This window comes from Stenotrophomonas sp. STEN225 (genome assembly GCF_056756445.1).
In genome coordinates this window covers 59,154-84,955 of sequence record NZ_JBRRBV010000001.1, presented here as the reverse complement: position 1 = coordinate 84,955, position 25,802 = coordinate 59,154, and the positions used below count along the sequence as shown (strand labels likewise).

20 protein-coding genes and 1 tRNA gene are annotated in these 25,802 nt (G+C 68.2%); 10 read left to right on the top strand and 11 right to left on the bottom strand.

The features are described from left to right. Positions 1-58: 58 nt before the first annotated feature. The 3 genes from ACVOJ1_RS00400 to ACVOJ1_RS00390 are packed head-to-tail and all read right to left on the bottom strand — an operon-like array spanning position 59 to position 6,032. Complete coding sequence (locus ACVOJ1_RS00400) at positions 59-3,913, bottom strand: YhdP family protein (protein ID WP_053516782.1); 3,855 nt, start codon at positions 3,911-3,913, stop codon at positions 59-61. 30 nt (positions 3,914-3,943) lie between these two features. Next, complete coding sequence (gene rng / locus ACVOJ1_RS00395; protein ID WP_053516779.1) at positions 3,944-5,431, bottom strand: ribonuclease G; 1,488 nt, start codon at positions 5,429-5,431, stop codon at positions 3,944-3,946. Next, the gene (locus tag ACVOJ1_RS00390) at positions 5,424-6,032 is read right to left on the bottom strand and encodes a Maf family nucleotide pyrophosphatase (RefSeq protein ID WP_065174871.1); all 609 of its coding nucleotides are present in this window, start codon (positions 6,030-6,032) and stop codon (positions 5,424-5,426) included. Before ACVOJ1_RS00390 ends, rng begins: the two co-directional genes overlap by 8 nt. A gap of 129 nt (positions 6,033-6,161) precedes the next feature. On the opposite strand from ACVOJ1_RS00390, the gene ACVOJ1_RS00385 reads away from it, so the two are divergent. From ACVOJ1_RS00385 to ACVOJ1_RS00370, 4 genes are all read left to right on the top strand, one after another. Further along, on the top strand, positions 6,162-6,896 hold the full coding sequence (locus ACVOJ1_RS00385; protein ID WP_053516775.1) for an SIMPL domain-containing protein: 735 nt from the start codon (positions 6,162-6,164) through the stop codon (positions 6,894-6,896). A gap of 254 nt (positions 6,897-7,150) precedes the next feature. After that, a complete protein-coding gene (locus ACVOJ1_RS00380) occupies positions 7,151-7,801 on the top strand; it encodes an energy transducer TonB (RefSeq protein WP_065174870.1) in 651 nt (216 codons plus the stop codon). 195 nt (positions 7,802-7,996) lie between these two features. After that, positions 7,997-10,804, top strand: coding sequence for a TonB-dependent receptor (locus tag ACVOJ1_RS00375; RefSeq protein WP_065174869.1), 2,808 nt, complete (start codon positions 7,997-7,999; stop codon positions 10,802-10,804). 129 nt (positions 10,805-10,933) lie between these two features. Then, positions 10,934-12,358, top strand: coding sequence for a basic amino acid/polyamine antiporter (locus ACVOJ1_RS00370; RefSeq protein ID WP_065174868.1), 1,425 nt, complete (start codon positions 10,934-10,936; stop codon positions 12,356-12,358). Between the two features lie 42 nt (positions 12,359-12,400). Here the strand turns inward: ACVOJ1_RS00370 and ACVOJ1_RS00365 are convergent. The 8 genes from ACVOJ1_RS00365 to ACVOJ1_RS00330 all read right to left on the bottom strand — a co-directional run bounded on the left by ACVOJ1_RS00365 (position 12,401) and on the right by ACVOJ1_RS00330 (position 19,294). Continuing rightward, positions 12,401-12,477, bottom strand: a tRNA-Asn gene (locus tag ACVOJ1_RS00365). 22 nt (positions 12,478-12,499) lie between these two features. Then, a complete protein-coding gene (gene rlmH, locus ACVOJ1_RS00360) occupies positions 12,500-12,970 on the bottom strand; it encodes a 23S rRNA (pseudouridine(1915)-N(3))-methyltransferase RlmH (RefSeq protein ID WP_019662111.1) in 471 nt (156 codons plus the stop codon). Positions 12,971-13,034: 64 nt separating this feature from the next. Continuing rightward, positions 13,035-13,445 carry a ribosome silencing factor gene (gene rsfS / locus ACVOJ1_RS00355; protein WP_053520119.1) on the bottom strand — a complete coding sequence of 137 codons (411 nt, stop codon included), beginning with the start codon at positions 13,443-13,445 and terminating at the stop codon, positions 13,035-13,037. A gap of 58 nt (positions 13,446-13,503) precedes the next feature. Beyond that, positions 13,504-14,169, bottom strand: coding sequence for a nicotinate-nucleotide adenylyltransferase (gene nadD / locus ACVOJ1_RS00350; RefSeq protein ID WP_180876096.1), 666 nt, complete (start codon positions 14,167-14,169; stop codon positions 13,504-13,506). Between the two features lie 3 nt (positions 14,170-14,172). Next, positions 14,173-15,210 (bottom strand): DNA polymerase III subunit delta, encoded by a 1,038-nt coding sequence (gene holA / locus ACVOJ1_RS00345; protein ID WP_053520121.1) that lies wholly within the window; start codon positions 15,208-15,210, stop codon positions 14,173-14,175. An 11-nt stretch (positions 15,211-15,221) separates the two neighbouring features. Then, positions 15,222-15,806: an LPS-assembly lipoprotein LptE gene (locus ACVOJ1_RS00340; protein ID WP_053520122.1), complete on the bottom strand. Its 585-nt coding sequence runs from the start codon at positions 15,804-15,806 to the stop codon at positions 15,222-15,224. A 137-nt stretch (positions 15,807-15,943) separates the two neighbouring features. Further along, a complete protein-coding gene (gene leuS, locus ACVOJ1_RS00335; RefSeq protein ID WP_346479881.1) occupies positions 15,944-18,586 on the bottom strand; it encodes a leucine--tRNA ligase in 2,643 nt (880 codons plus the stop codon). 105 nt (positions 18,587-18,691) lie between these two features. Beyond that, positions 18,692-19,294 carry a DUF998 domain-containing protein gene (locus tag ACVOJ1_RS00330; RefSeq protein ID WP_346479880.1) on the bottom strand — a complete coding sequence of 201 codons (603 nt, stop codon included), beginning with the start codon at positions 19,292-19,294 and terminating at the stop codon, positions 18,692-18,694. A 123-nt stretch (positions 19,295-19,417) separates the two neighbouring features. Here ACVOJ1_RS00330 and trxA point away from each other — a divergent pair, with 123 nt between their 5' ends. From trxA to ACVOJ1_RS00300, 6 genes are all read left to right on the top strand, one after another. Beyond that, on the top strand, positions 19,418-20,275 hold the full coding sequence (trxA, locus tag ACVOJ1_RS00325) for a thioredoxin (protein WP_053520124.1): 858 nt from the start codon (positions 19,418-19,420) through the stop codon (positions 20,273-20,275). Positions 20,276-20,428: 153 nt separating this feature from the next. Continuing rightward, positions 20,429-22,093, top strand: coding sequence for a FecR family protein (locus tag ACVOJ1_RS00320; protein ID WP_253118664.1), 1,665 nt, complete (start codon positions 20,429-20,431; stop codon positions 22,091-22,093). After that, positions 22,090-23,715: a CHASE2 domain-containing protein gene (locus ACVOJ1_RS00315; protein WP_193396083.1), complete on the top strand. Its 1,626-nt coding sequence runs from the start codon at positions 22,090-22,092 to the stop codon at positions 23,713-23,715. The genes ACVOJ1_RS00320 and ACVOJ1_RS00315 overlap by 4 nt, the downstream gene beginning before the upstream one ends. Before the next feature lie 82 nt (positions 23,716-23,797). Continuing rightward, positions 23,798-24,250 carry a DUF4442 domain-containing protein gene (locus tag ACVOJ1_RS00310; RefSeq protein ID WP_065174907.1) on the top strand — a complete coding sequence of 151 codons (453 nt, stop codon included), beginning with the start codon at positions 23,798-23,800 and terminating at the stop codon, positions 24,248-24,250. A 54-nt stretch (positions 24,251-24,304) separates the two neighbouring features. Continuing rightward, entirely contained in the window at positions 24,305-24,988 is a 684-nt protein-coding gene (locus tag ACVOJ1_RS00305) for a DUF502 domain-containing protein (RefSeq protein WP_053520126.1), read from the top strand. After that, entirely contained in the window at positions 24,985-25,770 is a 786-nt protein-coding gene (locus tag ACVOJ1_RS00300) for a queuosine precursor transporter (RefSeq protein ID WP_053520127.1), read from the top strand. The genes ACVOJ1_RS00305 and ACVOJ1_RS00300 overlap by 4 nt, the downstream gene beginning before the upstream one ends. Positions 25,771-25,802: the final 32 nt, after the last annotated feature.

Sequence of the window (25,802 nt, the reverse complement as noted above, 5' to 3'; positions counted from 1 at the left end):
CTCTCGATCTGGGGATGCAGGGGCACTCAGGCAAGCCCCGGGGAATGGGAGGCCGCGCTCAGCGCGACCGCGGCAGGTCCGTCACGGCCGGTGGAAGGGTCGGCGCAGGTGCGGGAGCCGGCGGGGTCCGTTCGCGGCTGCGTTCGATCACCTCCACCTTCGGCTCCTTCCAGGGACCGGTCACCTTGTAGGTACGGGCGCCGATCTCACCCAGCGGCTTGGACAGCACCGCATTGGTCGCCGCCCCCAGCGCAGCCCCGACCGGGCCACCGGCCACTGCGCCGACCACGGTCAGCAGATTGCCGGCACGCGGATTGACGTCGATGGTCTGGTCGAACTGCTGCTGGCGCAGGTCGGCCTGACCGCGGATGGTGATGTTCGCCGCAGGCCCTTCGATCAGCACCTTGTCGGTGCGGGCCACGCCCTGGCCGAACTGCAGGCTGCCCTCGATCTGATTGAACGCGAAGCCCTTGGAGAAGAAATCACGGAAGTCGAACATCAGCCGCCGCGGCAGCTGGGCCACGCTGAGCAGACCCAGCACGCGACCGGCACCGGGGTCCAGTTCCAGCAGCTGACCGTTGCGCGCATGGATATCCAGCTGGCCCTGCAGATTGCCCAGCTGGAAGTCCGACGGCCCGCCATTCCACGACGCCTGCAGCTGCGCCTGGCCGGCGCCGCCACGCAGCTGGCCACCGTAGTCGAGATTCTGCATCAGCGCGCCGAGATCCTCGCTGCGCACCTGCGCGTTCAGCTCGGTGCGGGCGCCGCTGCTGCTGCCCAGCCAGCGGCCGGTGATGTCGATCTCCTGGTCGGGCGCGCGGAAGCGCAGGGTCTGCACCTCCAGGCCGTTGCCCCGCGGGCGGGTGCGCAGCACGGCCTGGCCGAGCGCCACCTTGCCGAACTTCAGGTCGGCGATGTCCAGCGCGAACGACGGCAGTCTGGCCGGATCCATGTCGTTGGCGCCGGCCTGCACCCGGGCCGGTGCCGCTGGCGCACCGGACGCGGCCGGCGGTGACTGCCAGTACACCCGGTCGAGCTGGCCGCTGATGGTGCCGCCCTCGGCATTGGGCACGCTCAGGCGGCCAGCCAGCGAAGGGCCGTCCAGGCGCACATCCAGCGCCTGCGCGCCCGGGCGCAGTTGCAGGCGGGTCTGCTCGAACACCCCTCCGATCAGCATCAAGCGGCCGACCTGCACGTCGATCGCCCGCAACGGCATCGGATCGCCGTCGCCGTCTCCGCCGCGGGCCAGGCCGATCCACTCCAACGCGTCCAGGGTCGGGCTGTGACCGTTGACCGCCAGCCCGCTGGAAGGCGGCTCGCGGTCGACCTGGCCGCTGCCCAGGGTCACCTGCACGCCGGTCTGATTGTTATGGCTGCGCGCGGCCAGGGCCAGGCGCTGGCCAAACGCCACGTCGATGCGGCCATCCCCCATCGGCAGCTGCGCAGTCACGGTGGTGGCCAGTGGCTCGTCGGCGGGCTTGTCCAGCGGGGCGGGAAGATCCAGGCGCGTGCCTGCCAGATCCGAGCGCAGGCGCAGTTCGCTGGGAGGAGCAGGCGCACCTGGCGCGACCTTCGGCAGGTTGACGGCGATGGTCCAGGGCGAGGTACCGGTGATGTAGGGCTTGAGCCAGGCCATTTCCGGCGCGCGGTCAATCAGCACGCCTGCATCAAGGCGCGCCGAAAGCTCCGACTCGAAGGCCAGCTTCGGGTCACGCACGAACCCACCCGCGCGCAGGCTCAGTTGGCCGTCCTGGCCCAGATGGCGCACCGCCAGTTGCTCGGCGGCAAAACCACCGTTGCCGTAGCGGGCCAACCCACGCATGTTGTCGAATTCCAGCGCGAAGCGCTTCTCCACCAGCTTCACGCCGGCCAGATCGACCGTGCCCTGCAGGTGACCTCCCCCTTCGTCGGCATGCAGCGGCTGCAGCAGGTCGAAGGTCACCTGCGCCGGCCCGGTGGCGGTCAGGTTGTCCAGCGTCTCGCCGTATTCCTGGTGCAACGGGCTCTGCCGCAGCAGCGCCAGCAGCTTTCCGGCTTCGCTGCGGGTATCGGCACGCACGTACAGCGGCTGCTGGCCGAAATCCTTGATGCCGGCCTCGAAGTGCTGCACCGGCACGCCTGCCAGGTCACCGCGCCCCTGCATGTGGAAGCCAGGACCGATGAAGGCGATGTCGGCGTCAACCTGGCTCATCAGCGGCCAGTCGCGCTGGAAGCGGATGTCGCCGCGGGTGATATGGCCGGTGGCCTCGAACCGCCCGTCGTTGTTGTCGAAGGGCCAGTCGTCGAGGTCACCGGTGACCAGGCCGATACCATCACGCACCTGGCCGCCGGCCAGCGCCATGTCCAGCCAGTCGGTGGCTCCCTTGCTCATCCTGGAATGGATCCAGAAGCGCTTGGCGGCCGTCATCGGTACATCGTCCAGCTTGGCCGCCAGCTGCAGCCACGGACGCGTGCCATTGCCCTGGAACCAGACACCACCGCGCAGATCGGCTGCGTAATCCGTGCCTTCCACACGCAGGGCGGCCGTGCCGATGCGCCAGCCGCCGCCTTCGTCGCGCCACCCCACCACCTGGCCTGCCAGGTGCAGGTCATGGCGCACGCCGAAGCCGGTCGGCCAATCGAACTGGAGCTCGCGCTGCGGCTGCAGCTGCAGGCGGAAGCCATCGGCGTCGCCTTCGAAATGGCCGCCCAGCCCTCGCAGGCCGGGTGCGTCACCGACGCTGGCGAAACCCAGCGACTGCAGCTCGCCCTGGGCCCACAGCGGACCGTTGCGCTTGCCGGCCAGCTGCAGTTCCCGCAGATCCAGCTGCGGCTTTGACAGGAACAGCCAGCGCCGCAGGCCAGGGTCCAGGCGGTCACTCAGCGCCAGCGCACGCAGCGCGGTGCCGGCCTGCACCGCCCCGCTGCGGATGCCCAGTTGCGTGCCGACCTGCAGTTGCAGTCCATCAAGCTGCTGCGCGCCGGTGTCGTCCACCAGCCGCAGGCGCGGTACCTGCATCGCCCATCCGTCCGCCTGCCGCTGCCAGCGCAGCAGCGCCTGCATGCGCTGCAACTGCAGCCGCGGCACTGCCAGCCCCGGCATCGGTGCGCCGTCGATGCGCAGATCCCGCAGATCCGAATCGGTGGTCAGCGCCACGGGGACGAAATCGCGCAGGGTCAGCCACACATTGAGTTCGCCGCGTCCTTCACGCAGGCGCACGCCGCCGGCCGCCAGCAACGGCGACCAGGCGCGGAAATCGATGGGATCGGCGCCCAGCCATGCCTCGCCGTCGCCACGCACACGGTCCACATCCAGCACGGCGGTCAGCGGCAGTGCGTCGGTCTGGGCCCAGGCCCGCACGCCTACCCGCAGGCGGTCGCCATTGACGCGCAGGCGCAGATCGACGCGCGGCAATACGGTGTCGATGCCGAGTGCCGGGGCCTGCACGCCCAGCCGGCCGCCGATCACCTGCAGCTCGCCCAGCCGGCGCAGCGCCTCCAGCGGGTCACCACCGCTGCTGGGCTGCGGCAGGCCACGCACCGACCAGCGACCGTCCTCGCTCTGCTGCAGATCCAGGGCCAGGCCGCGCAGACGCAGCTCGGTCAACGAACGGCCCGGCAGCAGGCCGCTGTACATCGACACCAGGATTTCAGCCTCGCCGACCGCCAGGCCCTGCCCGGCGCCGATGCGCAGGCCCTTCAGCTGCAGCAGCGGGCCACGACGGGTCCACGCCGTGTCCAGTTGGTCGAAACGGACCGGCTGGCCTGCGCGCTCGCTCAACCAGGCGGCGATCCTGTCGGGGTGTCGCTCGGCCAGCGGCAGCAGCTGGCTGAAGGTGCCCACCAGCAGCGCCAGCCCGACCAGGGCCACCGCACAGGCAGCAATGAGATGACGGCGGATCCTTCGCAGTCGCAGGCGCGGCGGCGCGCTCATCGGCCGCCGCCGACCTTCGGCCGGCGTGGATCAGAGCAGCACAACATCGAACTGCTCCTGCAGGTACTGCTCATCCGCCTGGAAGCGGATGCTCTTGCCGAGGAACTCTTCCAGCTCGGCCACCGCCGCGGATTCCTCATCGGTGATGCGCGCCACCACCTTGGTCGACGCGATCACCAGCAGGCGCGCGGCATCGAACTGGCGCACCGCGCGGGTGATCTCGCGGAAGATCTCGTAGGTGACCGTTTCGGTGGTCTTGATGGTGCCGCGACCGCTGCACTGCGGGCAGGTCTCCGACAGCTGGCGCTCCAGGCTTTCGACCGTGCGCTTGCGGGTCATCTCCACCAGGCCCAGCGGCGAGAAGTCGTAGACCGTGGTCTTGGCATGGTCCCGCGCCAGCGCCTTTTCCAGGGTCCGCAGCACCTGGCGGCGGTGCTCGGCATCGTCCATGTCGATGAAGTCGATGATGATGATGCCGCCGAGATTGCGCAGGCGCAGCTGCCTGGCCACGGCCTGCGCCGCCTCCAGGTTGGTGCGGAACACCGTCTCCTCCAGGTTGCGCTGGCCGAGGAACGACCCGGTGTTGACGTCGATGGTGGTCATCGCTTCGGTCTGGTCGATCACCAGGTAGCCACCGGACTTCAGCGGCACCTGCTTGTCCAGCGCGCGGCCGATCTCGTCCTCCACGCCGAACATGTCGAAGATCGGGCGATCGCCGGAGTACAGCTCCAGCTTCTCGGCCAGCACCGGCATGTACTTGGCCACGAAAGCCTGCAGCTGCGCGAACGTTTCCTTGGAATCGACCTTCACCTTGTCCACGTCCTTGCGGATCAGGTCGCGCACCGACCGCAGCGGCAGGCTCAGGTCTTCGTAGATCACGCTGCAGGGGGTGGCGTCGCGGCCGCGGCGCTCCACCACGTTCCAGACCCGCGACAGATAGGCGATGTCCTCGGCGATGGCTTCGGCCGGCTGCCCTTCGGCGTTGGTGCGCACGATGTAGCCGTAGCCGCCGTGCTGTGCCGACAACTCGGTCACCAGCGCCTTCAGGCGCGCGCGCTCGGCCTCGTCCTCGATGCGCGCGGACACGCCCACCACTTTCGATTGCGGCAGCAGCACCATGTAGCGCGACGGGATGCTGATCTGCGTGGTCAGCCGCGCGCCCTTGGTACCGATGGGATCCTTCACCACCTGCACCACGATGTCCTGGCCGTCGCGCAGCAGCTCGACGATCGGCACGCTGGCCGGTGGTGGCAGGGTGGTGTTCTCGGTGTCGGCACTGGCCACCGGCGCTGGCCGCACCACGTCGTTGGCATGCAGGAACGCAGCGCGCTCAAGGCCGACCTCGACGAAGGCGGCCTGCATGCCCGGCATCACCCGCTGCACCTTGCCCTTGTAGATGTTGCCGACCACACCCCGGCGCCAGCCGCGCTCGATGTGCAGTTCCTGCAGCATGCCATTCTCGATCACCGCGACCCGGGTCTCGCGTGGGGTCACATTGACCAGGATTTCCTCAGACATCTGCAGCCTCCCTGGCGGCGTTGGCAATGGGAGCCGGCACGCCGCAGCGCGCCAGCAGACGATCGGTGTGCAGCAGCGGCAGCCCCATCACACCGGAGTAGCTGCCGGACAGGTGTTCGATCCAGCGCTCGGCCCCACCCTGGATGGCGTAGGCCCCGGCCTTGTCCAGCGGCTCACCGGTGGCCACATAAGCGGCGATGTCGGCGGCGCCGATCGCAGCGAACGTGACCTCGGACACCACCAGTTCGCTGTCCAGCCCGGCCGCGCCGACCACCACCACGGCCGTCATCACCTGGTGCGTGCGTCCGGCCAGGCGCGTCAGCATTGCCCGGGCATCGGCGGCATCGACCGGCTTGCCGAACACCTCGCCATCAAGCACGACCTCGGTATCCGAGCCCAGCACCCGTGCGTCCGGGTCATCGGCCAGCACCCGGGCCAACCCGGCGCGCGCCTTGTCGGCCGCAACCCGGCAGACGTACTGTTCGGCGCTTTCACTGGGCGCGCGCTGCTCGACAACCTCCAGGTCAAGCGCCTGGAAGGGGCGTCCGAGTCGGGCCAGCAGCTGGTTGCGTCGGGGGGAGCGGGAAGCAAGATAGAGCATCGGCACAGCATAACCTGAGGCCGCCGCCTGAATCGTCGGCAACCTGCTCCCGCGTGCCTTCAACCCCGAACGGACTCACAGCGCGTTCATCGCTACGACACCACCCTCACGCCACAACAAGGAGATCCCATGCGCCTGACCGCCTCCCCGCTGCTGCTTGCCCTGTCCCTCGCCCTTGGAGCCTCGATGTCCGCCCATGCCGCCCCGCCGCCGCCGATCGCCGCCCCGGCCGAGGGCACCCTGCTGAACATTTCGGCCAACGCCGAAGCGACCCGTGTGCCGGATGTGGCCACCCTGTCGGCCGGCGTGGTCACCCAGGCCGCCGACGGCAACAGCGCCATGCGCCAGAATGCGCAGCAGATGGACAAGGTGCTGGCCGCGATCAAGGCGGCCGGCATCGCCGAGCGCGATGTGCAGACCAGCGGCGTCAGCCTCAACCCGCAGTACCGCTATGCCGACAACGAAGCGCCGAAGATCACCGGCTACCAGGCCAGCAACACCGTCAGCCTGAAGGTCCGCGACATCGCCAAGCTGGGCCGGGTGCTCGATGCGCTGGCCGCCCAGGGCGCCAACCAGATCAACGGCCCCAGCTTCGAGATCGACCAGCCGGAGCCGGTCTATGACGAAGCCCGCCTGGCCGCGCTGAAGAAGGCACAGGCGCGCGCCCAGACCTATGCCAAGTCGCTGGGCCTGCAGGTGCGCCGCATCGTCAGCATCTCTGAAAACAGCAACGGCGGCTTCCGCCCGGTGCCGATGATGCGGGCACAGATGGCCTCGGCCGCCATGGACAAGGCTACGCCGGTCGCGCCGGGCGAATCCACCGTTTCGGTCAACCTGGACGTGGTGTTCGAGCTGGGTCGCTGACGACCCGGCACGGCGGGGGCACTGTCCGCCGGACAGCGCCCTGCCCTGATCTGCTGCCCACGGGGCCGGATGCCTTTCCAGCGGAAAGGTCTCCGGCCCCGTTGCGTAGATGAAGGCCAGTTCAACATCGCCTGACATGCCTCTAGGCAATGGCGGCCACGACGCGCTAATGCTTGGCTGCCAGCCGCGTGCGGCAAACCCCGATGGCGGCCCTGGTGCGTTGACGTCTTTCGACACTGGCACGGAGATGGACCATGGTTCGTACGTATCCCGTTGCATCCGCGCACTTCGACCCCGCCCGCATCGCCGCCTGGAGCGCGGCCATCGCACTGCATCTGCTGGCGTTGCTGCTGCTGCTCATCCCCGCCACCTACCAGGCGGTACAGGCCCCGCGTGACACGACCACGGTCCGCTGGATCGAAAAGGTCGAGACACCGGAACCTCCGCCGATCCTGCCCACCGAACCCGAACAGGTGAAGGTCGCCCCCCGCTCCCAGGCGGTGCCGACCGCACCGGCGCTGCCAGCCCCCACCGCAACGGTCGAAGACGCGCCGGGCATCGTCCTGCCGGCCGCCGAACCGACCGCCGTGATGGCGCCGCCGACGCCGACGGCAGCTACGCCGCTGGCGGGAGCCCAGCTGCAGTACCGCAGTGCGCCGCCCCCGGCCTATCCCATCCCCGCGCTGCGCAACCGCGAACAGGGCACGGTCCTGCTGCGCGTGGAAGTGGACAGCAACGGCCAGCCTGTTGCGGTCAGCATCGAACGCAGCAGCGGTTCGCGCAGCCTGGACCAGGCCGCACGCCAACAGGTGCTGCGCCACTGGCGGTTTGAGCCCGCCCAGCATGACGGCGTGGCGGTGCCTGCCATCGGCATGGTGCCGGTGCAGTTCTCGCTGCCCGACTGACCGCTGCACCGGCCCGGCCTCAGGCCGGGCCGGAATCCGCGACCGGGTTTGCGAATCCGCACACCGCCCGTCCGCGCGCTGCCGATTAAGCAAAATTTCACGACTCCGTCACCTGCCGGAAACCTAGATTGGCCCGTCCCGGACCTGATCCGGCGACAGCCCTCAACGCAAGGTTTTCCAGTTAGGAGAGAAGCTGTGAAACACCCGATCCATCGGCCCGCCAGCCGCCGTGACACCCTGGCATCGTCCATCACTCACATCCTTACCGGCAGCACCCTGCTGCTGGCCGGCGCCGTGGTTTCCTCCTCCGCCTTCGCCCAGGAGCAGGCCACCAATCTCGACCGCATCACGGTCACCGGCTCGAACATCCCGCGCACCAATACCGAGACACCGTCCCCGGTGCAGGTGGTGACCCGCCAGGAGATCGACCGCACCGGCAAGACCACGGTCGCCGAATACCTGCAGACCCTGACCGCCGACGGTTCCGGCTCGATTCCCAAGACCTTCGGCAACGGCTTTGCCGGCGGCGGCGCCGGCATCTCCCTGCGTGGCCTCGGCGCCGGCTCGACGCTGGTGCTGTTGAATGGCCGCCGCATGGCCACCTACGGCCTGGCTGACGACGGCCAGAAGGTCTTCACCGATCTGAGCACCATTCCGCTGGATGCGGTGGAGCGCGTGGAAGTTCTGAAGGACGGCGCATCGGCGATCTATGGCTCCGACGCCATCGCCGGCGTGGTCAACATCATCCTGCGCAGCGATTTCCAGGGCGCGATCCTGCGCGGTTCCTACGGCGTCTCCGGCGACGGCGACGGCGATGCCAAGAAGGCGACGCTGACCGCAGGCACCGGCGACCTGGCCACCGATGGCTGGAACGCATTCTTCAGCCTGGACGTCGGCAAGACCGACGCGATCAAGATCGGCGATCGCAAGAACCGCAAGTGGATCGGCACCGGTGACATCCGTCGCTGGGGCTATTCCGCCGCCGACGCGCAGTTCCTGGGCGGTGCCTACCTGTCCGGTGGTACTGCCGGTGGCGTGGGCCCGAACGGCTCGGTGTTCGACGACCGCAATGTCGACGACGACAATCCCGCGTTCCTGGTGGCTCTGCCGGGCTGTGCCAATCTGACCAGCATTCCCGGCCAGACCGATGCGACCGCACAGCAGCAGGGCTGCCTGTGGGATCCGGCGCAGAAGTTCCGTGACCTGAGCCCGGAAGAGAAGTACATCAACGTGTTCGGACGTGCCAGCTTCGCCTTCGGCGAAGGCGGCGAGATCTACACCGAGATCGGCTACTCGAAGAAGGAAACCACCTTCAGCAACACGCCCTCGGGCGTGTCCGGCGGCTGGGGCTACCCGGAAGGACCGGTCAACGCCAACAGCGGTTCCGGTGCCACCGTGCTCGGCCCGGATCATCCGGACAACCCGATTCCCGGCCAGGCCTCGCGCCTGCGCTATTCGGCCTGGGACGTTGGTCCGCGCGTGACCAACAACACCAACGAGTTCAACCGCTTCCTGGTGGGCGTCAAGGGCAACTGGGGCGACTGGAACTATGACACCGCCTACCTGCACTCCGGCACCGACCTGATCAACCGTCGTACCGGCTTCCTGCACTACGACAACGTCCGCTGTGCACTGGCCAACCCGAACTGTGCCGGTGGCGTATGGCGCATCGGCGACAACGCCAACCTCAACTCGCAGGCGCTGTACGATTTCATCTCGCCGGAGATCAGTGCACGCGCCAAGTCCAGCCTGGACATGTTCGACTTCACCGTGTCGCGCAGCCTGATGGACCTCAAGGGTGGCCCGCTCGGCCTGGCGATGGGCACCGAGTGGCGCAAGACCAGCAACAGCCTGACCCCGCAGACGTTCACCGACACCGGCGACATCATCGGCCTGGGCTACTCGGCCTATGACGGTACCCAGAACGTGTATGCCGGATACGTCGAACTGTCCGCGCCGGTGCTGGAACAGCTGGAGCTGTCCGGTGCACTGCGCTACGACAAGTACGAGAGCGGTGAAGGCAAGGCGACGCCGAAGCTGGGCGTGAAGTGGACCCCGGCCGACTGGATCGCGCTGCGCGCCAGCTACGCCGAAGGTTTCCGCGCGCCGAACCCGGCCGAGAACGGCGACGGTGGCCTGGCCGCCTTCTCCAACGCCCGCGACCCGGTGCGCTGCGCCATCAGTGAAGCCGAATGCACCGCACGCTCGGTGGCGATCATCACCCGCCCCAACAGCGACCTGAAGCCGGAGGAATCCAAGAGCTATTCGGTGGGTATCGTGCTGCAGCCGACCTCCTCCACCTCGATGACGGTGGATGCGTGGCAGATCAAGCGCACCAACGAAATCGCCCAGGGCAGCACCGCCGACGCCATTGCCGCCGGCAACGTCCTGCGCGACACCAACCTGCTCAACGGCATTGCCGGCACCGGCAGCATCCTGGCGGTCAACACGCAGTACATCAACGCCGCTTCCACCCGCGTGCGCGGTATCGACACCGATATCCGCCAGACCTTCGATATCGGTCCGGGCCAGCTGGAAATGGATCTGCAGTGGAGCCATGTGCTGAAGTTCGAGCGCACCGATGCCGATGTGACGGTCGACTACGCCGGCACCCACGGCAACTGCGACGTCACCAACTGCATCGGCACGCCGAAGGACCGCATCAACTTCGGCACCACCTGGAGGCAGGGCCCGTGGAGTGTCAGCGGCGTCGCCAACTACATCAGCAAGCTGGAGAACAAGGACCGCCGTGGCGGCGACTACCTGGCGTTCTACGAGGATGGCTCGCCGGTCGAGAAGATCTCCTCGTTCACCACCTTCGACCTGTCCGGTCGTTGGAACATCACCGAAGCCTTTGAACTGAACGCATCGGTGCAGAACGTGTTTGATCGCATCGCACCGCTCGATCCGACCACCTATGGCGGCGTGAACTACAACCCGCTGCACTTCAGCGGAGCCATCGGCCGCTACTTCACGGTCGGTGCCAAGTACACCTTCAACTGATCGTCGCTGCAGCATCACCTTCGGAGGCCCGGGCACATGCCCGGGCCTCCGTCGTTGCAGATGTTGCATGCGGCTTCACGGCACTGCCGCTACTGTGCCCCTGCGGCCGCGCTGCCGCAGGGGAGATTCATGGCTGCGACCTCACAACGGCTGGGCCTGGCTGCACTGACCGCTCTGGTGGTCGGCTCGATGGTCGGCGCCGGCATCTTTTCCCTGCCACAGAACGTGGCGCGCAGCGCCGGTCCGGCCGCCGCGATCATCGGCTGGGCGGTGAGTGGCGCCGGCATGCTGATGCTCGCCTTCGTGTTCCAGGCCCTGGCCAACCGCCGGCCGGACCTCGATACCGGCATCTACGCGTATGCGCGGGAAGGCTTCGGCAACTACATCGGCTTCTCCGCGGCATGGGGCTACTGGGTTGCCTCGGTACTCGGCAACGCCAGCTTCTTCGTGCTGATCTTCAGTGGCCTCGGCCACTTCATGCCGGTGTTCGGTGAAGGCAATACGCCGGCAGCGGTGGCCGCCTCGTCGCTGTTGCTATGGACCGTGCACCTGCTGGTGCTGCGCGGCCTGCGCACTGCCGCCATCGTCAACGGCCTGGTCACGGTGGCCAAGCTGCTGCCCATTGCGTTGTTCCTCATCCTGGCCGCCGGCGCGTTCCGCATGGACGTGTTCGGCGCCGATTTCCTGGGTACCCCCGCACTTGGCGATCTCGGCCAGCAGCTGCGCGGCATGATGCTGGTGACCGTATGGGTGTTCATCGGCATCGAAGGCGCCAGCATCTATTCCCGGCGCGCTGCGCGTCGTGCCGATGTAGGGCGCGCGACCGTGATCGGCTTTCTCGGCGTATGGCTGCTGCTGGTCCTGGTGAGCCTGTTGTCGATGGGCGTGCTGTCGCAGGCCGAGCTGGCCGCCCTGCCCAATCCATCGATGGCCTACGTGCTGCGCGCCATCGTCGGCGAATGGGGCGCGACCGTGATCATCATCGGTTCGATCATCTCGGTGCTTGGCGCCCTGCTGGCCTGGGTACTGCTGTGCGCCGAGGTGCTGTATGCGGCTGCCGGCGACGGCACCATGCCCGCGTTCCTTGGCCGCGAGAATGCGCGCGGCGTGCCGGCCAATGCGCTCTGGCTGAGCAACGGCCTGATCCAGTTGTTCCTGCTGCTGGTGCTGGTGAATTCCGGCAGCTATACCGGCCTGGTACTGCTGGCTGCATCGATGAGCCTGGTGCCCTATTTCCTGTCCACGGCATTCGGCGTGCAGCTGGCCTGGCGTGGTCAGGCCTATGCGGGCGGCGAAGCAGGAATCCGCTGGCGCGACTTCAGCGTCGCGCTGCTGGCGAGCGCGTACGCGCTGTGGCTTGTGTATGCCGGTGGCCTGCACAACCTGCTGCTGTCGGTGCTGTTGTATGTGCCGGGCGTAGCGCTGTTCGCGCTGACCCGTCGCCAGCGTGGCGAACAGGTGTTCACGCCTTGGGAGTGGGTGCTGTTCGGCGCCATCCTGGCCGTTGCGATCGCCACACTGGTGGCGTTCTGGCGAGGAGCGCTGACTCTGTAGAGCAAAAAAAAACCTGCATCTCGCGATGCAGGTTTCTGAAAGTGGCGCCCGAAGTTGGACTCGAACCAACGACCCCCTGATTAACAGTCAAGTGCTCTAACCGGCTGAGCTATTCGGGCAGACGAACAGTATAACGGCTCTTCACGCGCGATGGTAGGGGTGATTTGCAATCATTGCGGCGGCCCGGTACAGCTGTTCCGCCACGACCAGCCGCACCAGCATGTGCGGCAGCGTGAGCGGACCAATCGACCACTTCTCGTCGGCCAATGCCGAAACTTCGGGCGAATGCCCCTCGGGACCGCCGATCAGGAACGCCAGGTCCCTGCCCTGTCCCCGCCAATGCTCCAGGCGCTGCGCCAGCTGTTCGGAACTGAGCTGGCGGCCGGGCACATCCAGCGCCACGACGTAGGCATTCTTCGGCAGCGCGGCGATCACCCGCCGGCCCTCGTCCTCGGTGGCACGGCGTGGATCGCGGCCTTTGCCGCGCAGGCCGGGCTCGATCTCGACCAGCTCGAACGGCAGCCAGTGCGAGAGCCGCTTCTGGTACTCGGCGAACCCCTGCGCGACCCAACTGGGTGCGCGTTCACCGGTGGCGATCAGGCGGGCTTTCATCAGCGCTCCTCGAAAACGTCGACGGCGCCATCGGCGCCGTCGAAGGGATGCATCAACGTGCGGCTCAGGCCACTTCGTCGTCGCTGGACGGCGGCTGGTCACCGACCGTCCACAGGCGCTCGAGGGCGTAGAACTCACGCACGCGCGGCAGCATCACGTGGACGATGACGTCGCCCAGATCGACCAGTACCCACTCGGCTTCGCGCTCGCCCTCAACCCCGAGCGGCATCACGTCGATCTTCTTGGCGAAGCGCACGACCTCGTCGGCGATCGACTTGACGTGGCGGGTCGAAGTACCCGAGACGATCACCAGGTAATCGGCAACGCTCGACCGGCCGCGCACGTCGATCTCGACCAGGTCCTTGGCCTTCAGGTCTTCGGTGGCTTGACGGACACTGGCCAGCAGTTCCGGCACGGACGGCGGCGGGCTGGGCAGATCGACCTTGATGGTCTGGGGCTGGGTCTGGTTGCTCAAAGTGGATCGACTCGATAAACGTGGGGGCGATTATACGGGGATGGCGCGGTCGCGGCATTCACGGTGTTGCCGGATGGTACAGCCGCTGCGCGGCCACGTAGTCGGCCACCGCCGGCGGCAGCAGGGCACGCCAGGGCCCTGCCGCGGCGATCTGCGCGCGCACGGCGCTGGCCGATTCCCCGCGCAGCGGATGGTGCAGGCGCAGGATGCGGCCGGCCGGACTGGCAAACAGGTCCTGTTCGCTGTTGGCCCACCGCCCTTCCAGGACACGGCCGAGCTCGCCGTCGACCGAGGCCTGCAGTGGACTGCCCGGCCGCTCCGCCACCACGAAGTGGGCCAGGCCGAACAGCGCCTCCCACTCATGCCAGCCGGGCAGGCCCAGCAGGCTGTCGGCGCCGACCAGCCAGGCCAGGGGCCGGCTGGGACCGAGCTCGCCGCGCAGTTCGCGCAGGGTATCGACGGTGTAGGACGGGCGACCGGGAAAGCGCGCGGCCCGATCCAGTTCGTGCCGGTCCAGCAGCAGCCCCGGCTCGTCGCCGATGGCCAGCGACAGCATCGTGCAGCGCTGTTCGGCGGTCGCGCCGGGAACCGGGCGGTGCGGTGGATCGGCCGCCGGCAGCATCCGCACCGCGACCTGCAGCTCATCGCGCGCGGCGCGCGCGATCGCCAGGTGCCCCAGGTGCACCGGATCGAAGGTGCCCCCGTAATAGACCCGCAGGCTCATCGATCAGGCCCGGGCCAGCAGCCGCACGGCGCGCGGCTCGGCCACGGCCACCAGCAGGCGCTCCAGCGCCAGCCAGGCGTCGCCGTCGGCGCGCCCCTTGGCGATGCGGTCGACCAGCCCGGCCTCGGCCACGAAACGTTCCCAGCGCTTGCCTTCCGGATGCCGCTGCAGCGCACGCTTGTACGGTGCCTGCCGCGACTCCCAGATGCCGCGCGATTTCATCTCGGCGGCAAGGTTGCCACCGCGTGCCTGCACCCGCGCCAGCCCGGCACCTGCCAGCAGTTCCCGGATCACGATCGGCATCAGCGCGGCCACCGCCTCGCCTTCGCCGCGCAGGCCGGCAAGCATGCGCAGCACCGCCGCCGGTTGCCCGGAGAACGTGGCTTCCACCAGCCGGAATACGTCATAGCGGGCGGCATCGGCCACCAGCGATTCCATCCGTTCCACGTCCAGCGCGTGCCCATCGGCCAGCAGCGCCAGCTTGTCGATCTCCTGCGCCGCGGCAAGCAGATTGCCTTCCACGCGCTCGGCCAGGCGCTGCACTGCGGCCGGATCCGCGCGCAGGCCTTTGCTGCGCAGGCGACGCTCGATCCAGTCGGGCAGTTCATGCGGCTTGATCGCCCAGGCCACCGACAGCACGCCGACCCGGCCCACCGCTTCAGCCCATTTGCCCTGGTGCGCCTTGCTCCATTCGTTGGCGGTGATCATCAGCACGACGTCCGGTGCCGGATCGGCGCAGAACCGGCTGATCACCTCGGCGCCGTCCTTGCCCGGCTTGCCACTGGGCAACCGCACTTCCACCAGGCGACGGGCACTGAACAGGCTCGGCGCGTTGAAGCTGGCGTCGAGCTGGCCCCAGTCGAAGTCGCGACCATCGGCGTCGAACACCTCGCGCTCACCGATGCCGGCGGCGCGCGCCCGCGCACGGACCGCGTCGGCGGCTTCCAGCACGCGCAGCGTCTCAGGACCGGCGATCAGGTACACCGGCGACAGCGGGGTATCAGCGCCCTGGCTGGCCAGCTGCTCCGGACGCAGTTCCATGCCGGTCCCGGTCAGGGCTTGATGGCCGGTGCCGGTGTCGGCTCGGCCGGAACCGCAGGATCGACCGGCTTCGGCGCGGACAGGCTGCCCCCCTTCGCGACTTCGGCACGGACCACGCTGTCGATGCGGCGGATGATCGAGGCCGACATTTCCCGGCGCAGTTCATCGGCCAGGATCTCGCGCTCGGTGGTGGTACCGGTCGCGTCGGTGGGCGGCGACACGTAGTCGCGCGACAGTTCGATCACCTGCTGCGGCACCAGTTCGCTGCCATCCTCGCGACGGAAGATGAAGATCACCGCGTAGCGCAGGCTGTATTCCTGCGCACGGCCCTGCGAGTCGATCGCGATCGGCAGGTCGCCCCAGCGTTCGGACAACACCTGCAGCTGGGTGCTGGGTTCGTTGCCATCCTCGCTCGCCAGCTTGGCGCCGGACGCCTGCAGACTGCGGTTGAGCAGCTTGACCAGTTCACTGTACGGGGCCGTGGAGACCACCTTCACCGGCGCGGTGTCGGTCGGCAACATCAGCTTGTTGCGCAGATGGAAGCCACAGCCGGCAAGGCCGAGGACAAGAACGAGGGCAAGCAGGAGTCGGGTCATGGAGAACAGTGTGGCGGAGCCGGGCGATCACGGCAACAGACAGCGTGCCCGAGACCGCGTGAACGCAGGGCCATCAACCGCATGCCCCCCGCGTTGCTGGAACACCGGCCGCCGGGAGGCGGCCGGTGCGGGGTACATCAGGCGGCGACGATGTTCACGATCTTGCCCGGGACGATGATGATCTTGCGCACCGTCAGGCCTTCCATGAACTTCGCTGCATTCGGCTCGGCCAGGGCCAGCGCCTCGACCTGCTCGCGAGCGGCATCGGCGGCCACTTCGATGGTGCCGCGCAGCTTGCCGTTGACCTGCACGGCCAGGGTCAGCGCGTCGCGCACCAGCGCGCTGGCATCGGCCTGCGGGAACGGCTGGTCCTCCAGCAGCGTCTCGCCATGGCCAAGCACCTGCCACAGGGCGTGGCTGGCATGCGGGGTGATCGGATTCAGCAGCAGCACGATGGCCTGCAGTGCTTCCTGACGCACCGCGCGGCCCTGTTCGCTGCCGTCCTCGAACTTGGCCAGCGCGTTCATCAGTTCCATCACCGCAGCGATCGCGGTGTTGAAGCTGTGGCGGCGGCCATAGTCGTCGCCGACCTTGCCGATGGTCTCGTGGGTCTTGCGGCGCAGCGCCTTCTGGCCACCGTCCAGCGCGGCCACGTCCAGCGCGGGGGCGGCACCCTCGGCGGCATGCTTCTGCACCTGGGCCCACAGGCGGCGCAGGAAGCGGGCCATGCCGTCCACGCCGGCCTCGTTCCACTCCAGCGACTGTTCCGGCGGTGCGGCGAACATCGAGAACAGGCGCACGGTGTCGGCGCCATACTTGCCGACCATCGCCTGCGGGTCCACGCCGTTGTTCTTCGACTTGGACATCTTCTCGGTGCCACCGACCACCACCGGCTGACCGTCGGCGATCAGGGTCGCGCCGGTGATGCGGCCGCGCTCGTCACGCTGCACTTCCACGTCGGCGGGATTGATCCAGTCCTTGGAACCGTCCGGGTTCGGACGGTAATAGGTCTCGGCGATCACCATGCCCTGGCACAGCAGATTGCGGGCCGGTTCGTTGCTGTCCACCATCCGCGCGTCACGCAGCAGCTTGTGGTAGAAGCGGAAGTACATCAGATGCAGGATCGCGTGCTCGATGCCACCGATGTACTGGTCCACCGGCAGCCAGTAGTTGCCGCGCTTGTCCACGGCATCACGCGCGCCCGGCGAGGTGTAGCGCGCGTAGTACCAGCTCGACTCCATGAAGGTGTCGAAGGTATCGGTCTCGCGCTCGGCTGCACCGCCGCACTCCGGGCAGGTGGTCTTGCGCCACTCCGGGTCGGTCTTGATCGGCGAACCGGTGCCGGAGAACGCGACGTCCTCCGGCAGCACCACCGGCAGCTGCTCTTCCGGCACCGGTACCGCGCCGCACTTGGCGCAGTAGATCACCGGAATCGGGCAGCCCCAGTAGCGCTGGCGGCTCACGCCCCAGTCGCGCAGGCGGTAGTTGACGCGGCGCTGCCCCTGCGCCTTGCGCTCGAAACGCTCGGCCAGGGCTTCAAAGGCGCCCTGGAAATCCAGCCCGTCGAACTCAGCCGAATTGATCAGTTCGAAGGCACGGTTCTTGTCGCTGTACCAGTCCTGCCAGCGCGCGCCATCCCAATTGCGCTCGTCGTCATTGCGCGGATCCTTCAGCGCGATGACCTGCACGATCGGCAGGCCATACTTGTTGGCCACTTCGTTGTCGCGCTGGTCATGGCCGGGCACGGCCATCACCGCACCGGTGCCGTAGCCCATCAGCACGAAGTTGGCGACCCACACCGGCACCTTCTCGCCGGTGACCGGATGGATGGCGCGCAGGCCGGTATCCATGCCGCGCTTTTCCTGGGTTTCCAGCTCGGCCTCGGACACGCCGCCCTGCTTCATTTCCGACAGCAGCGCGGCCAGTTCCGGATTGTTCTTCGCTGCGTGCAGCGCCAGCGGGTGCTCGGCGGCGATCGAGACGAAGGTCACGCCCATCACGGTGTCCGGGCGGGTGGTGAACACCCGCAGCGGATCCAGCACGCCGCCATCGACGTCGCGCACGTCGAACTGGATCTCCAGGCCCTCGGAACGACCGATCCAGTTGCGCTGCATGGTCTTGACCGATTCCGGCCAGCCGTCCAGCTCGTCCAGGCCGTCCAGCAGCTCCTGGGCGTAATCGGTGATGCGCAGGAACCACTGCGGAATCTCACGCTTCTCGACCAGCGCACCGGAACGCCAGCCACGGCCGTCGATGACCTGCTCGTTGGCCAGCACGGTCTGGTCGACCGGGTCCCAGTTCACCACCGCGTTGCGGCGGTAGGCCAGGCCCTTGCGCATCAGACGGGTGAACATGCGCTGCTCGTGGACGTAATAGTCCGGGCGGCAGGTGGCGAACTCGCGCGACCAGTCGATGGCATAGCCCAGCGACTTCAGCTGGCTGCGCATGTGGTCGATGTTCTTGTAGGTCCACGCCGCCGGCGCGGTTCTGTTCTTGATCGCCGCGTTTTCTGCCGGCAGGCCGAACGCGTCCCAGCCCATCGGCTGCAGCACGTTGTGGCCGGTCATGCGCTTGTAGCGGCTGATCACGTCACCGATCGTGTAATTGCGCACGTGCCCCATGTGCAGCGCACCGGACGGGTACGGAAGCATCGACAGGCAGTAGTACTTCGGCTTGTCGGAAGTCTCGTCGACCTCGAACGCGCGGGTGGCGTCCCAGTACTGCTGGGCGGCGGATTCAACCTGCTGCGGGTCGTAGGCGTTGGGTTCAGCGCTGGTCATGGAACACGCGGATGCGGCGGCAAAGCGGTACAGCGTACCGCAGTGCGGCAAACGTCTCCAATCCTGTCCGACGGCTGTGGGCCCGGTGGCGGCCCCGCGACCGTCTCAACGGGCCCGCGACAGCGGCAGCGCCAACGCCAGCCAGACCGCCCAGCAGGCGAAGGCCAGCCGCTGCGACAGAGGCGCCGGCAGCACGCCCTGCAGGGCGAAGGCTGCCAACGCGGCAACCACACCACAGGCCGGCGCCACCCCGCCCAATGCCCGGCCCTGTGTGTCGCGCAGGCGCGCCGTGCCCAGCAGCAGGGCGCCGGCAACGAAGCCCAGCACCCATACCATCCAGGCGCTGGCATGCAGCTGGCTGGCCAGCCCGTGCAGGTCATCCACATCCAGCGGCAGCACGCCCATGGCGGCGAACGCCAGGCCGGCCAGCAGCAGCATCTGGCTGCCCACACGCGGGGCCCAGCCCGCGGTGGCCGGCAGCTGCCGGCGCAGGCATTCGGCCACCACCACCGCCAGCAGGCCCGGCAGCATGAAGCCCAGCAGATTGAAGCCCAGGGCATGCGGCATCCCCTGCGCGCCCAGCAACGCCACCGGATGGCGGGCCTGCGCATAGCCGTCGAGGCCGGCACCGAAGCCGATGACCGCAGCCACGAAGACGAGTGCGGCGATCACGCCCGACAGGCGCAGCAAGGGGGACGGCGACGACATGCAGGCTCCACGACAGCGGCAACAGGAAGTCCGCATTGTCGGCCATTTGCAGCGGCCCGGGTTGAGACGGACAGGTTCCGCCACCATAGAATCCCTCTCCAGATGCCAAGCGATGCCTCCTCCATGACCGAGACGACCTACGTATTCGACGCCACCACTGCGACCTTCGAGGCCGAAGTCCTGCAGAAGTCGCTGCAGACGCCGGTGCTGGTCGATTTCTGGGCCACCTGGTGCGGTCCGTGCAAGACCCTGGGACCGATGCTGGAAAAGCTGGCCGGCGAGTACAACGGCGCCTTTGAGCTGGCCAAGGTCGATGTCGACAAGGAACAGCAGATCGCTGCCGCCTTCCAGATCCGCTCGGTGCCGACCGTGTTCCTGGTCAAGGACGGGCAGTTGGTGGACGGCTTCCCCGGCGCCATCCCGGAGGGCCAGCTGCGCGAGTTCCTGGCCCAGCACGGCATCGTCCCCGCTGATGTCGGCGATACGGTCAGCGAGGAGGAAGCACCGCTGGACCCACAGGCACAGGTGGACGTGCTGCGCGCGCAGATCGCCGCCGAACCGGACAAGGACGAGCTGAAGCTCGACCTGGCCCTGGCCCTGCTGCAGATCGGCGGCGTGGATGAAGCCGGTACGCTGATCGACCGCCTGCCGGCCAACCTGGCCACCGACGACCGCGCCGTGCGCGCCCGTGCACGCCTGGCCTTCGCGTCCGCACTCAAGGACGCCCCGGCCGCCGAGGTGCTCGAATCACGCATCGCCGCCGATGGCAGCGACCTCAAGGCGCGCCATCTGCGGGGCGTGCAGCTGCTGCTGGAGGGCCAGGACGAGGCGGCCCTGGCCCAGTTCCTGGAAATGCTGCGGATCGACCGCGGTTTCGAGGACGGATTGCCGCGCAGGACCCTGATCGACGCCTTCAATGTGATCTCCGACGAGGACCTGGTCGGGCAGTACCGCAGGAAGATGGCCTCGCTGCTGTTCTGAACGGAAGCCTGTCCCGTTCAGAATCCCTGCACTGAACGCGGGCGATAATGTGATCGATGGCGGCCGTTCGGCCGCCGCGATCCATTCGGGGGGATGAGGGTCGGGGCCATTGGGTCTTGCTGCTGCGCCTCCGCATTGCCGGGACTGCAAACTGTGACCTTCGTCCGCACTTCGCCTTTCATTACGCGCCTCCAACGTGTCCTGCTGTGTGCCCTCCTGCTGCTGCCGGCCATCGCCGCCGCACAGGACTGGAACTACCGGGTCCGTCCCGGTGACACCCTCTGGGACCTGGGTGGCCTGTACCTGAAGCCTTCCGTGCCCTGGCAGCAGCTGCAGCAGCACAACCGCATCGCCAATCCCTACCAGCTGCCGCCGGGCCAGCTGCTGCGCTTCCCGATCAGCTGGCTGCGCACCGAGCCTGCGCCGGCACGGGTCCTGTCCGTGCGCGGGAAGGTCGGGCTGGTGGGCGGCGATGGCAGCGCCACCCGCGCGGTGCGGGCCGGAGAGCAGCTGCGCATCGGCGACACCGTGGAAACCGAAGGCGACTCCAGCATCACCCTCGAATTCGCCGATGCCTCGCGGTTGCAGCTGCGCGAGTATTCGCGCCTGCGCCTGGACCAGCTCAGCCGCTACGGCCGCACCGGCATGGTCGATACCCGCCTGCGCCTGCAGCAGGGCCGCGCCAGCAACCGGGTCACCCCGGCACGTGGCCCGGCATCGCGCTACATCATCGATGCACCGACGGCGACCAGCAGCGTGCGCGGCACGGTCTTCCGCGTCAGCGCCGGCGATGGCGAGGCCGGCCGGATCGGTGCCACCGAAGTGCTGGAAGGACGGGTGCAGGTCGCCAACACCCACGGCCAGCGCCTTGTCCGTCCGGGTCAGGCCAGCCGCAACGCCAGCGCCGACAAGGCGCCCGCCGCCGTGGCCGCGCTGCTGCCGGCGCCGACGCTGCGTCAGGATGAGCTGAAACTGGCACCGCTGCCGAGCCTGCTGGCCTGGGACCCGGTCGCCGGGGCCGACCACTACCGGGTGGAGGTGGTGCAGGCGGCCACCCCGGAAATCCTGCTGTTCGCCGCCACCACCGCCGACACGCGACTGGCGATCGGCGATCTGCCGCCCGGCGAGCTGCGTGTGCTGCTGCGTGCGGTCGACGCACAGGGCGTGGAGGGCCTGGACGCCAGTGCCGACTTCGAACTCAGCGACCAACCGCCGCCGCCGTTGACCGTCTCTCCGCTGCACGGCCAGACCGTCAACAGCGATCGCCCCCGGTTCCGCTGGACGCAGGCCCCGGGCGCGAGCAGCAGCGTGCTGCAGGTCGCCGCAGAACCGACCTTCATGCAGCCGCTGCAGGAGCAGGCCAGCACCGGTACCGACCTGCGCCTGGCGCAGCCCCTGCCGCCGGGCCAGTACTACTGGCGCGTTGCCTCGCGCGATGACAACGGCCACCAGGGGCGCTATGGACAAGCGCTGCCACTGCAGCTGACCAACGAACCGGTGGACCCTGCCCTGCAGCCGCCCGAGGCGGCGCATGGCCAACTGACCCTGCGCTGGCAGGCCGGCAGCGAAGGCCAGCGCTACCGCGTGCAGGTGGATCGTCGTGGCGACTTCGCCAGCCCGATGCTCGATGAAACCGTCGAGCAGCCCCAGGTCAGCTTCAAGCGGCCATGGAGCGGCACCCTGCACGTGCGCGTGCAGTACATCGACGACGACGGGCACGCAGGCGATTTCTCGCCCGCGCAGCAGGTCAAGCTGCCCTGCCGCCTGTGCTACGGCGCCGGCGGCGGCGGTGCGCTGCTGCTCTGGCTGTTGTTATGAGGCGTTCGCCGCTTCCATGGTCCCGACGGATCGCACTGGCCGTGCTGGCCGGTGTGCTGACCGCCGTGGCCAGCCATGGCCAGTGGCTGTGGCGCCAGGATGAAGCGGCCTACGACGCGATGGTCGGCGGCTGGGACTATCGACCCGACCCCAGCGTGCTGATCATCGCCATCGACGAAGGCAGCCTGCAGCGCATCGGCCAATGGCCATGGCCGCGCTCGGTCCATGCGCGCCTGCTTGATCGCCTTACCGACGCCGGCGCCGAACGCATCGCACTGGACCTGATGCTGTCAGAACCCGACCGCCGCGACAGCCGCCAGGACGAAATCCTGGCCGCCGCGATCCGGCGCAATGGCCACGTCGTACTGCCCGTACTGGCGGCGCCGGCAGCCGGCGACCGCATGGCCGAGGAACTGCTGCCCATTCCACTGATCGCGGCCAGCGCTGCGGCGATCGGCCACAGCGATGTCGAAGTGGATGGCGATGGCGTCGCCCGTGGGGTGTACCTGCGCGCCGGCATCGGCCAGCCGCATTGGCCTGCGCTGGGCCTGGCCCTGGCCGGACTGCCCGCCAGCGCGATCGACGGCCTGCCGGATCCCGAGCCGGAGGTCGATTCCCCTTATCAGTGGCGCCGCGACGATTACGTGCGGGTGCGCTACGCCGGCCCGCCGGAACGATTGCCGCAGGTGTCCTATGCCGACGTGCTCGAGGGCCACGTGGACATGGCGATGCTGCATGGGCGCCGCATCGTGGTCGGCATGACCGCCAGCGGCATCGCCCCGCGCCTGCTCACGCCGACCACGCGCGAGTACTGGATGAGCGGCAGCGAGTACCAGGCCAACATCGCCTCGATGCTGCTGCAGGGCAGGCAGATCCACGTCCTGCCACGGCTCTGCCAGGACGCCATCGGTGGCCTGCTGGTGGCGCTGTGCGTGATCCTCCTCGGCCTGCGCCTGCCCTGGCTGACGGCGCTCTGTTCGCTGCCGCTGGCCCCGCTGCTGAGCTGGGCGCTGCTGCGCGCCGGCAACCTGTGGTGGGCACCGGCCAGCGCGATGCTGGGCATCGTGCTGGTGCTGCTGGCCTGGGCGATATGGCGGATCGCGGCCTGGCACCGGCTGGCCAACCGTGATGCGCTGACCGGCCTGGGCAACCGGCTGCGTTTCGAACAGTCGCTGCAGCAGGAATGCGATGCCGCACGGCGCAGCGGCAAGCCGCTCACGCTCGCGCTGATCGACGTCGATCACTTCAAGCACCACAACGACCGTCACGGTCACCAGGTCGGCGATCGCGTACTGCGCGAAGTGGCGCAGCAGATCGCCGCGCACGCGCGCCGCCCGCGCGACAAAGCGGCACGCTACGGCGGCGATGAGTTCGCGCTGGTGCTGCCGGATACGCCGGCCGAGGGCGCGCGGCAGGTGATCGAAGGCCTCATCCAGAGCATCCGCGCCCTGCCCGCACCGGGTGAAGGCCATGGCGGCGGCATCACCCTGACCATCGGCGTCTATACCCGCATCCCCAATGGCGAGCTGCAACCCCACCATTTCGTGGAAGGTGCCGACGCGGCGCTGTACCAGGCCAAGGCCAATGGTCGCGACGGCTACGTGATCGACGCCGCAGGGTGACACGCGCCGCGCCGCGCACAGCTACAACATACGCATGCGAATGGTTAGACTTGGGGCCCGCCCCTCCGCCCTCGCGATGCACATGAACGCCCGCCTGTTCCGTTTCGGCATCAACCTGTGGCCGCCCTTCCTGTTCACCGGCATCCACGTCACCCGGGTCAGCCCGGACTACCGGCAGATCGACGTCGAGCTGCGCCAGCGCCCCTGGAACCGCAACTACGTGGGCACCCACTTCGGTGGCAGCCTGTTTGCGATGACCGACCCGTTCTGGATGCTGGGCCTGCTGCATATTCTCGGCCGCGACTACTACGTGTGGGACCGCGCCGGCGCGATCGACTTCCTCAAGCCTGGGCGCGGCACCGTACGCACGTCGTTCCGCATCGACGATGCGCTGCTGGACGAACTGCGCGCCGACGCTGCCGGCGGCGGCAAAGTGCTGCGCTGGTTCAGCAACGATGTGGTCGATGAAAGCGGCGAGGTGGTCGCCCAGGTACGCAAGCAGGTCTACCTGCGGCTGAAGCCGCACGCACGCTGATCCCGGCCGCATTCCCCCGCATCATCGGCAAGCGCTGGCCGCTACAATGCGCCCATGTCGCTCGAAGCCCCCTCCCTGGTCCCCCGCCCCTCCCTGCAGCGCCTGTTCCTGACCGGCCTGCTGACCCTGCTGCCGATCTGGCTCACCTGGGTCGTGGTCAAATTCGTGTTCGTGCTGCTGTCGGGCATCTCCAGCCCGCTGGTGGTGCCCCTGTCGGAGCAGATCGCGACCAGCTTCCCGCATTACCTGGGCTGGGTGCGCGCGGAGTGGATCCAGAACACCATCGCGCTGCTGGCGACGCTGCTGGTGATCCTGGCCGTGGGCGTGGCCAGCCGCCGCGTGCTCGGCCAGCGCCTGCTGCGCTGGATCGGCGCGGTGATCAAGCGGATCCCGCTGGCCAGCATCATCTACGACAGCGCCAAGAAGCTGCTGGACATGCTGCAGACCGAACCCGGCAGCACGCAGCGCGTCGTGCTGATCGACTTCCCGCACCGCGACATGAAGTCGGTCGGCCTGGTCACGCGGGTGATCAAGGAACACGGTACCGACCGCGAACTGGCAGCGGTGTACGTGCCGACCACGCCGAACCCGACCTCCGGCTATCTTGAAATCGTGCCGGTGGAACTGCTCACACCCACCGACTGGACCGTGGACCAGGCGATGAGCTTCATCATTTCCGGTGGTGCTGTGGCGCCAGCCAGCGTGCCGTTCACCCGCGCGGGCGAACGCACCGAATGAGCACGACGCCGGTCGAGCGCCCGCTGCAGGACCGCGCGGTCCTGCTGTTCATCGTGCTGGCCGCGTTCTTCTGCGGCAATGCCGTGCTGGCCGAGCTGATCGGAGTGAAGATCTTCGCGCTGGAAGACACGCTCGGCATCGACCCGCTGAACTGGAATCTGTTCGGCCAGACCGGATCGTTGAGCTTCACCGCCGGCACACTGCTGTGGCCGGTGGTGTTCATCATGACCGACACCATCAACGAGTTCTTCGGCAAGCGCGGGGTGCGTTTCATCTCGTGGTTGGCGGTGGTGCTGATCGCCTACGGCTTCCTGTTCGCTTTCGCGGCGATCTCGCTGGCGCCGGCCAGCTGGTGGGTCACCTCGATGAACGCCCATGGCGTGCCCGACTACCAGGCCGCGTTCGCCGCGGTGTTCGGCCAGGGTATGTGGACCATTGCTGGTTCGCTGGTGGCCTTCCTGCTCGGCCAGCTGATCGACGTGGCCGTGTTCCACAGGATCCGGCAGGCCACCGGCGAGCGCCACGTCTGGTTGCGCGCTACCGGTTCCACCGCGGTCTCGCAGCTGGTGGACAGCTTCGTGGTGATCTGGATCGCTTTCGTGCTCGGCCCGCAGCAGTGGCCGACATCGCTGTTCCTTGCGGTGAGCAGCGTCAACTACGTCTACAAGATGGGCTTTGCGATCGCCCTGATTCCCCTGCTGTACCTGATGCGCCGTGCGATCACCCGATACCTGGGTGTCGAGCGCGCGGCCGCGCTTCGCGCTGCGGCCGCGGCTGACTGAAGGCCCAGCGGGCGCCAGCTGACTGCGCCCCC

Bases quoted from the DNA above. Each gene is read 5' to 3' on its own strand.
- ACVOJ1_RS00330 (WP_346479880.1), bottom strand. From the start codon at position 19,294: ATGTCGTCGCCGTCCCCCTTGCTGCGCCTGTCGGGCGTGATCGCCGCA.
- ACVOJ1_RS00315 (WP_193396083.1), top strand. From the start codon at position 22,090: ATGAGGCGTTCGCCGCTTCCATGGTCCCGACGGATCGCACTGGCCGTG.
- ACVOJ1_RS00300 (WP_053520127.1), top strand. From the start codon at position 24,985: ATGAGCACGACGCCGGTCGAGCGCCCGCTGCAGGACCGCGCGGTCCTG.
- ACVOJ1_RS00305 (WP_053520126.1), top strand. From the start codon at position 24,305: ATGTCGCTCGAAGCCCCCTCCCTGGTCCCCCGCCCCTCCCTGCAGCGC.
- rlmH (WP_019662111.1), bottom strand. From the start codon at position 12,970: ATGAAAGCCCGCCTGATCGCCACCGGTGAACGCGCACCCAGTTGGGTC.
- trxA (WP_053520124.1), top strand. From the start codon at position 19,418: ATGACCGAGACGACCTACGTATTCGACGCCACCACTGCGACCTTCGAG.
- rng (WP_053516779.1), bottom strand. From the start codon at position 5,431: ATGTCTGAGGAAATCCTGGTCAATGTGACCCCACGCGAGACCCGGGTC.
- ACVOJ1_RS00310 (WP_065174907.1), top strand. From the start codon at position 23,798: ATGAACGCCCGCCTGTTCCGTTTCGGCATCAACCTGTGGCCGCCCTTC.
- ACVOJ1_RS00340 (WP_053520122.1), bottom strand. From the start codon at position 15,806: ATGACCCGACTCCTGCTTGCCCTCGTTCTTGTCCTCGGCCTTGCCGGC.
- ACVOJ1_RS00390 (WP_065174871.1), bottom strand. From the start codon at position 6,032: ATGCTCTATCTTGCTTCCCGCTCCCCCCGACGCAACCAGCTGCTGGCC.
- leuS (WP_346479881.1), bottom strand. From the start codon at position 18,586: ATGACCAGCGCTGAACCCAACGCCTACGACCCGCAGCAGGTTGAATCC.
- ACVOJ1_RS00400 (WP_053516782.1), bottom strand. From the start codon at position 3,913: ATGAGCGCGCCGCCGCGCCTGCGACTGCGAAGGATCCGCCGTCATCTC.
- nadD (WP_180876096.1), bottom strand. From the start codon at position 14,169: ATGAGCCTGCGGGTCTATTACGGGGGCACCTTCGATCCGGTGCACCTG.
- ACVOJ1_RS00380 (WP_065174870.1), top strand. From the start codon at position 7,151: ATGGTTCGTACGTATCCCGTTGCATCCGCGCACTTCGACCCCGCCCGC.
- holA (WP_053520121.1), bottom strand. From the start codon at position 15,210: ATGGAACTGCGTCCGGAGCAGCTGGCCAGCCAGGGCGCTGATACCCCG.
- ACVOJ1_RS00385 (WP_053516775.1), top strand. From the start codon at position 6,162: ATGCGCCTGACCGCCTCCCCGCTGCTGCTTGCCCTGTCCCTCGCCCTT.
- ACVOJ1_RS00370 (WP_065174868.1), top strand. From the start codon at position 10,934: ATGGCTGCGACCTCACAACGGCTGGGCCTGGCTGCACTGACCGCTCTG.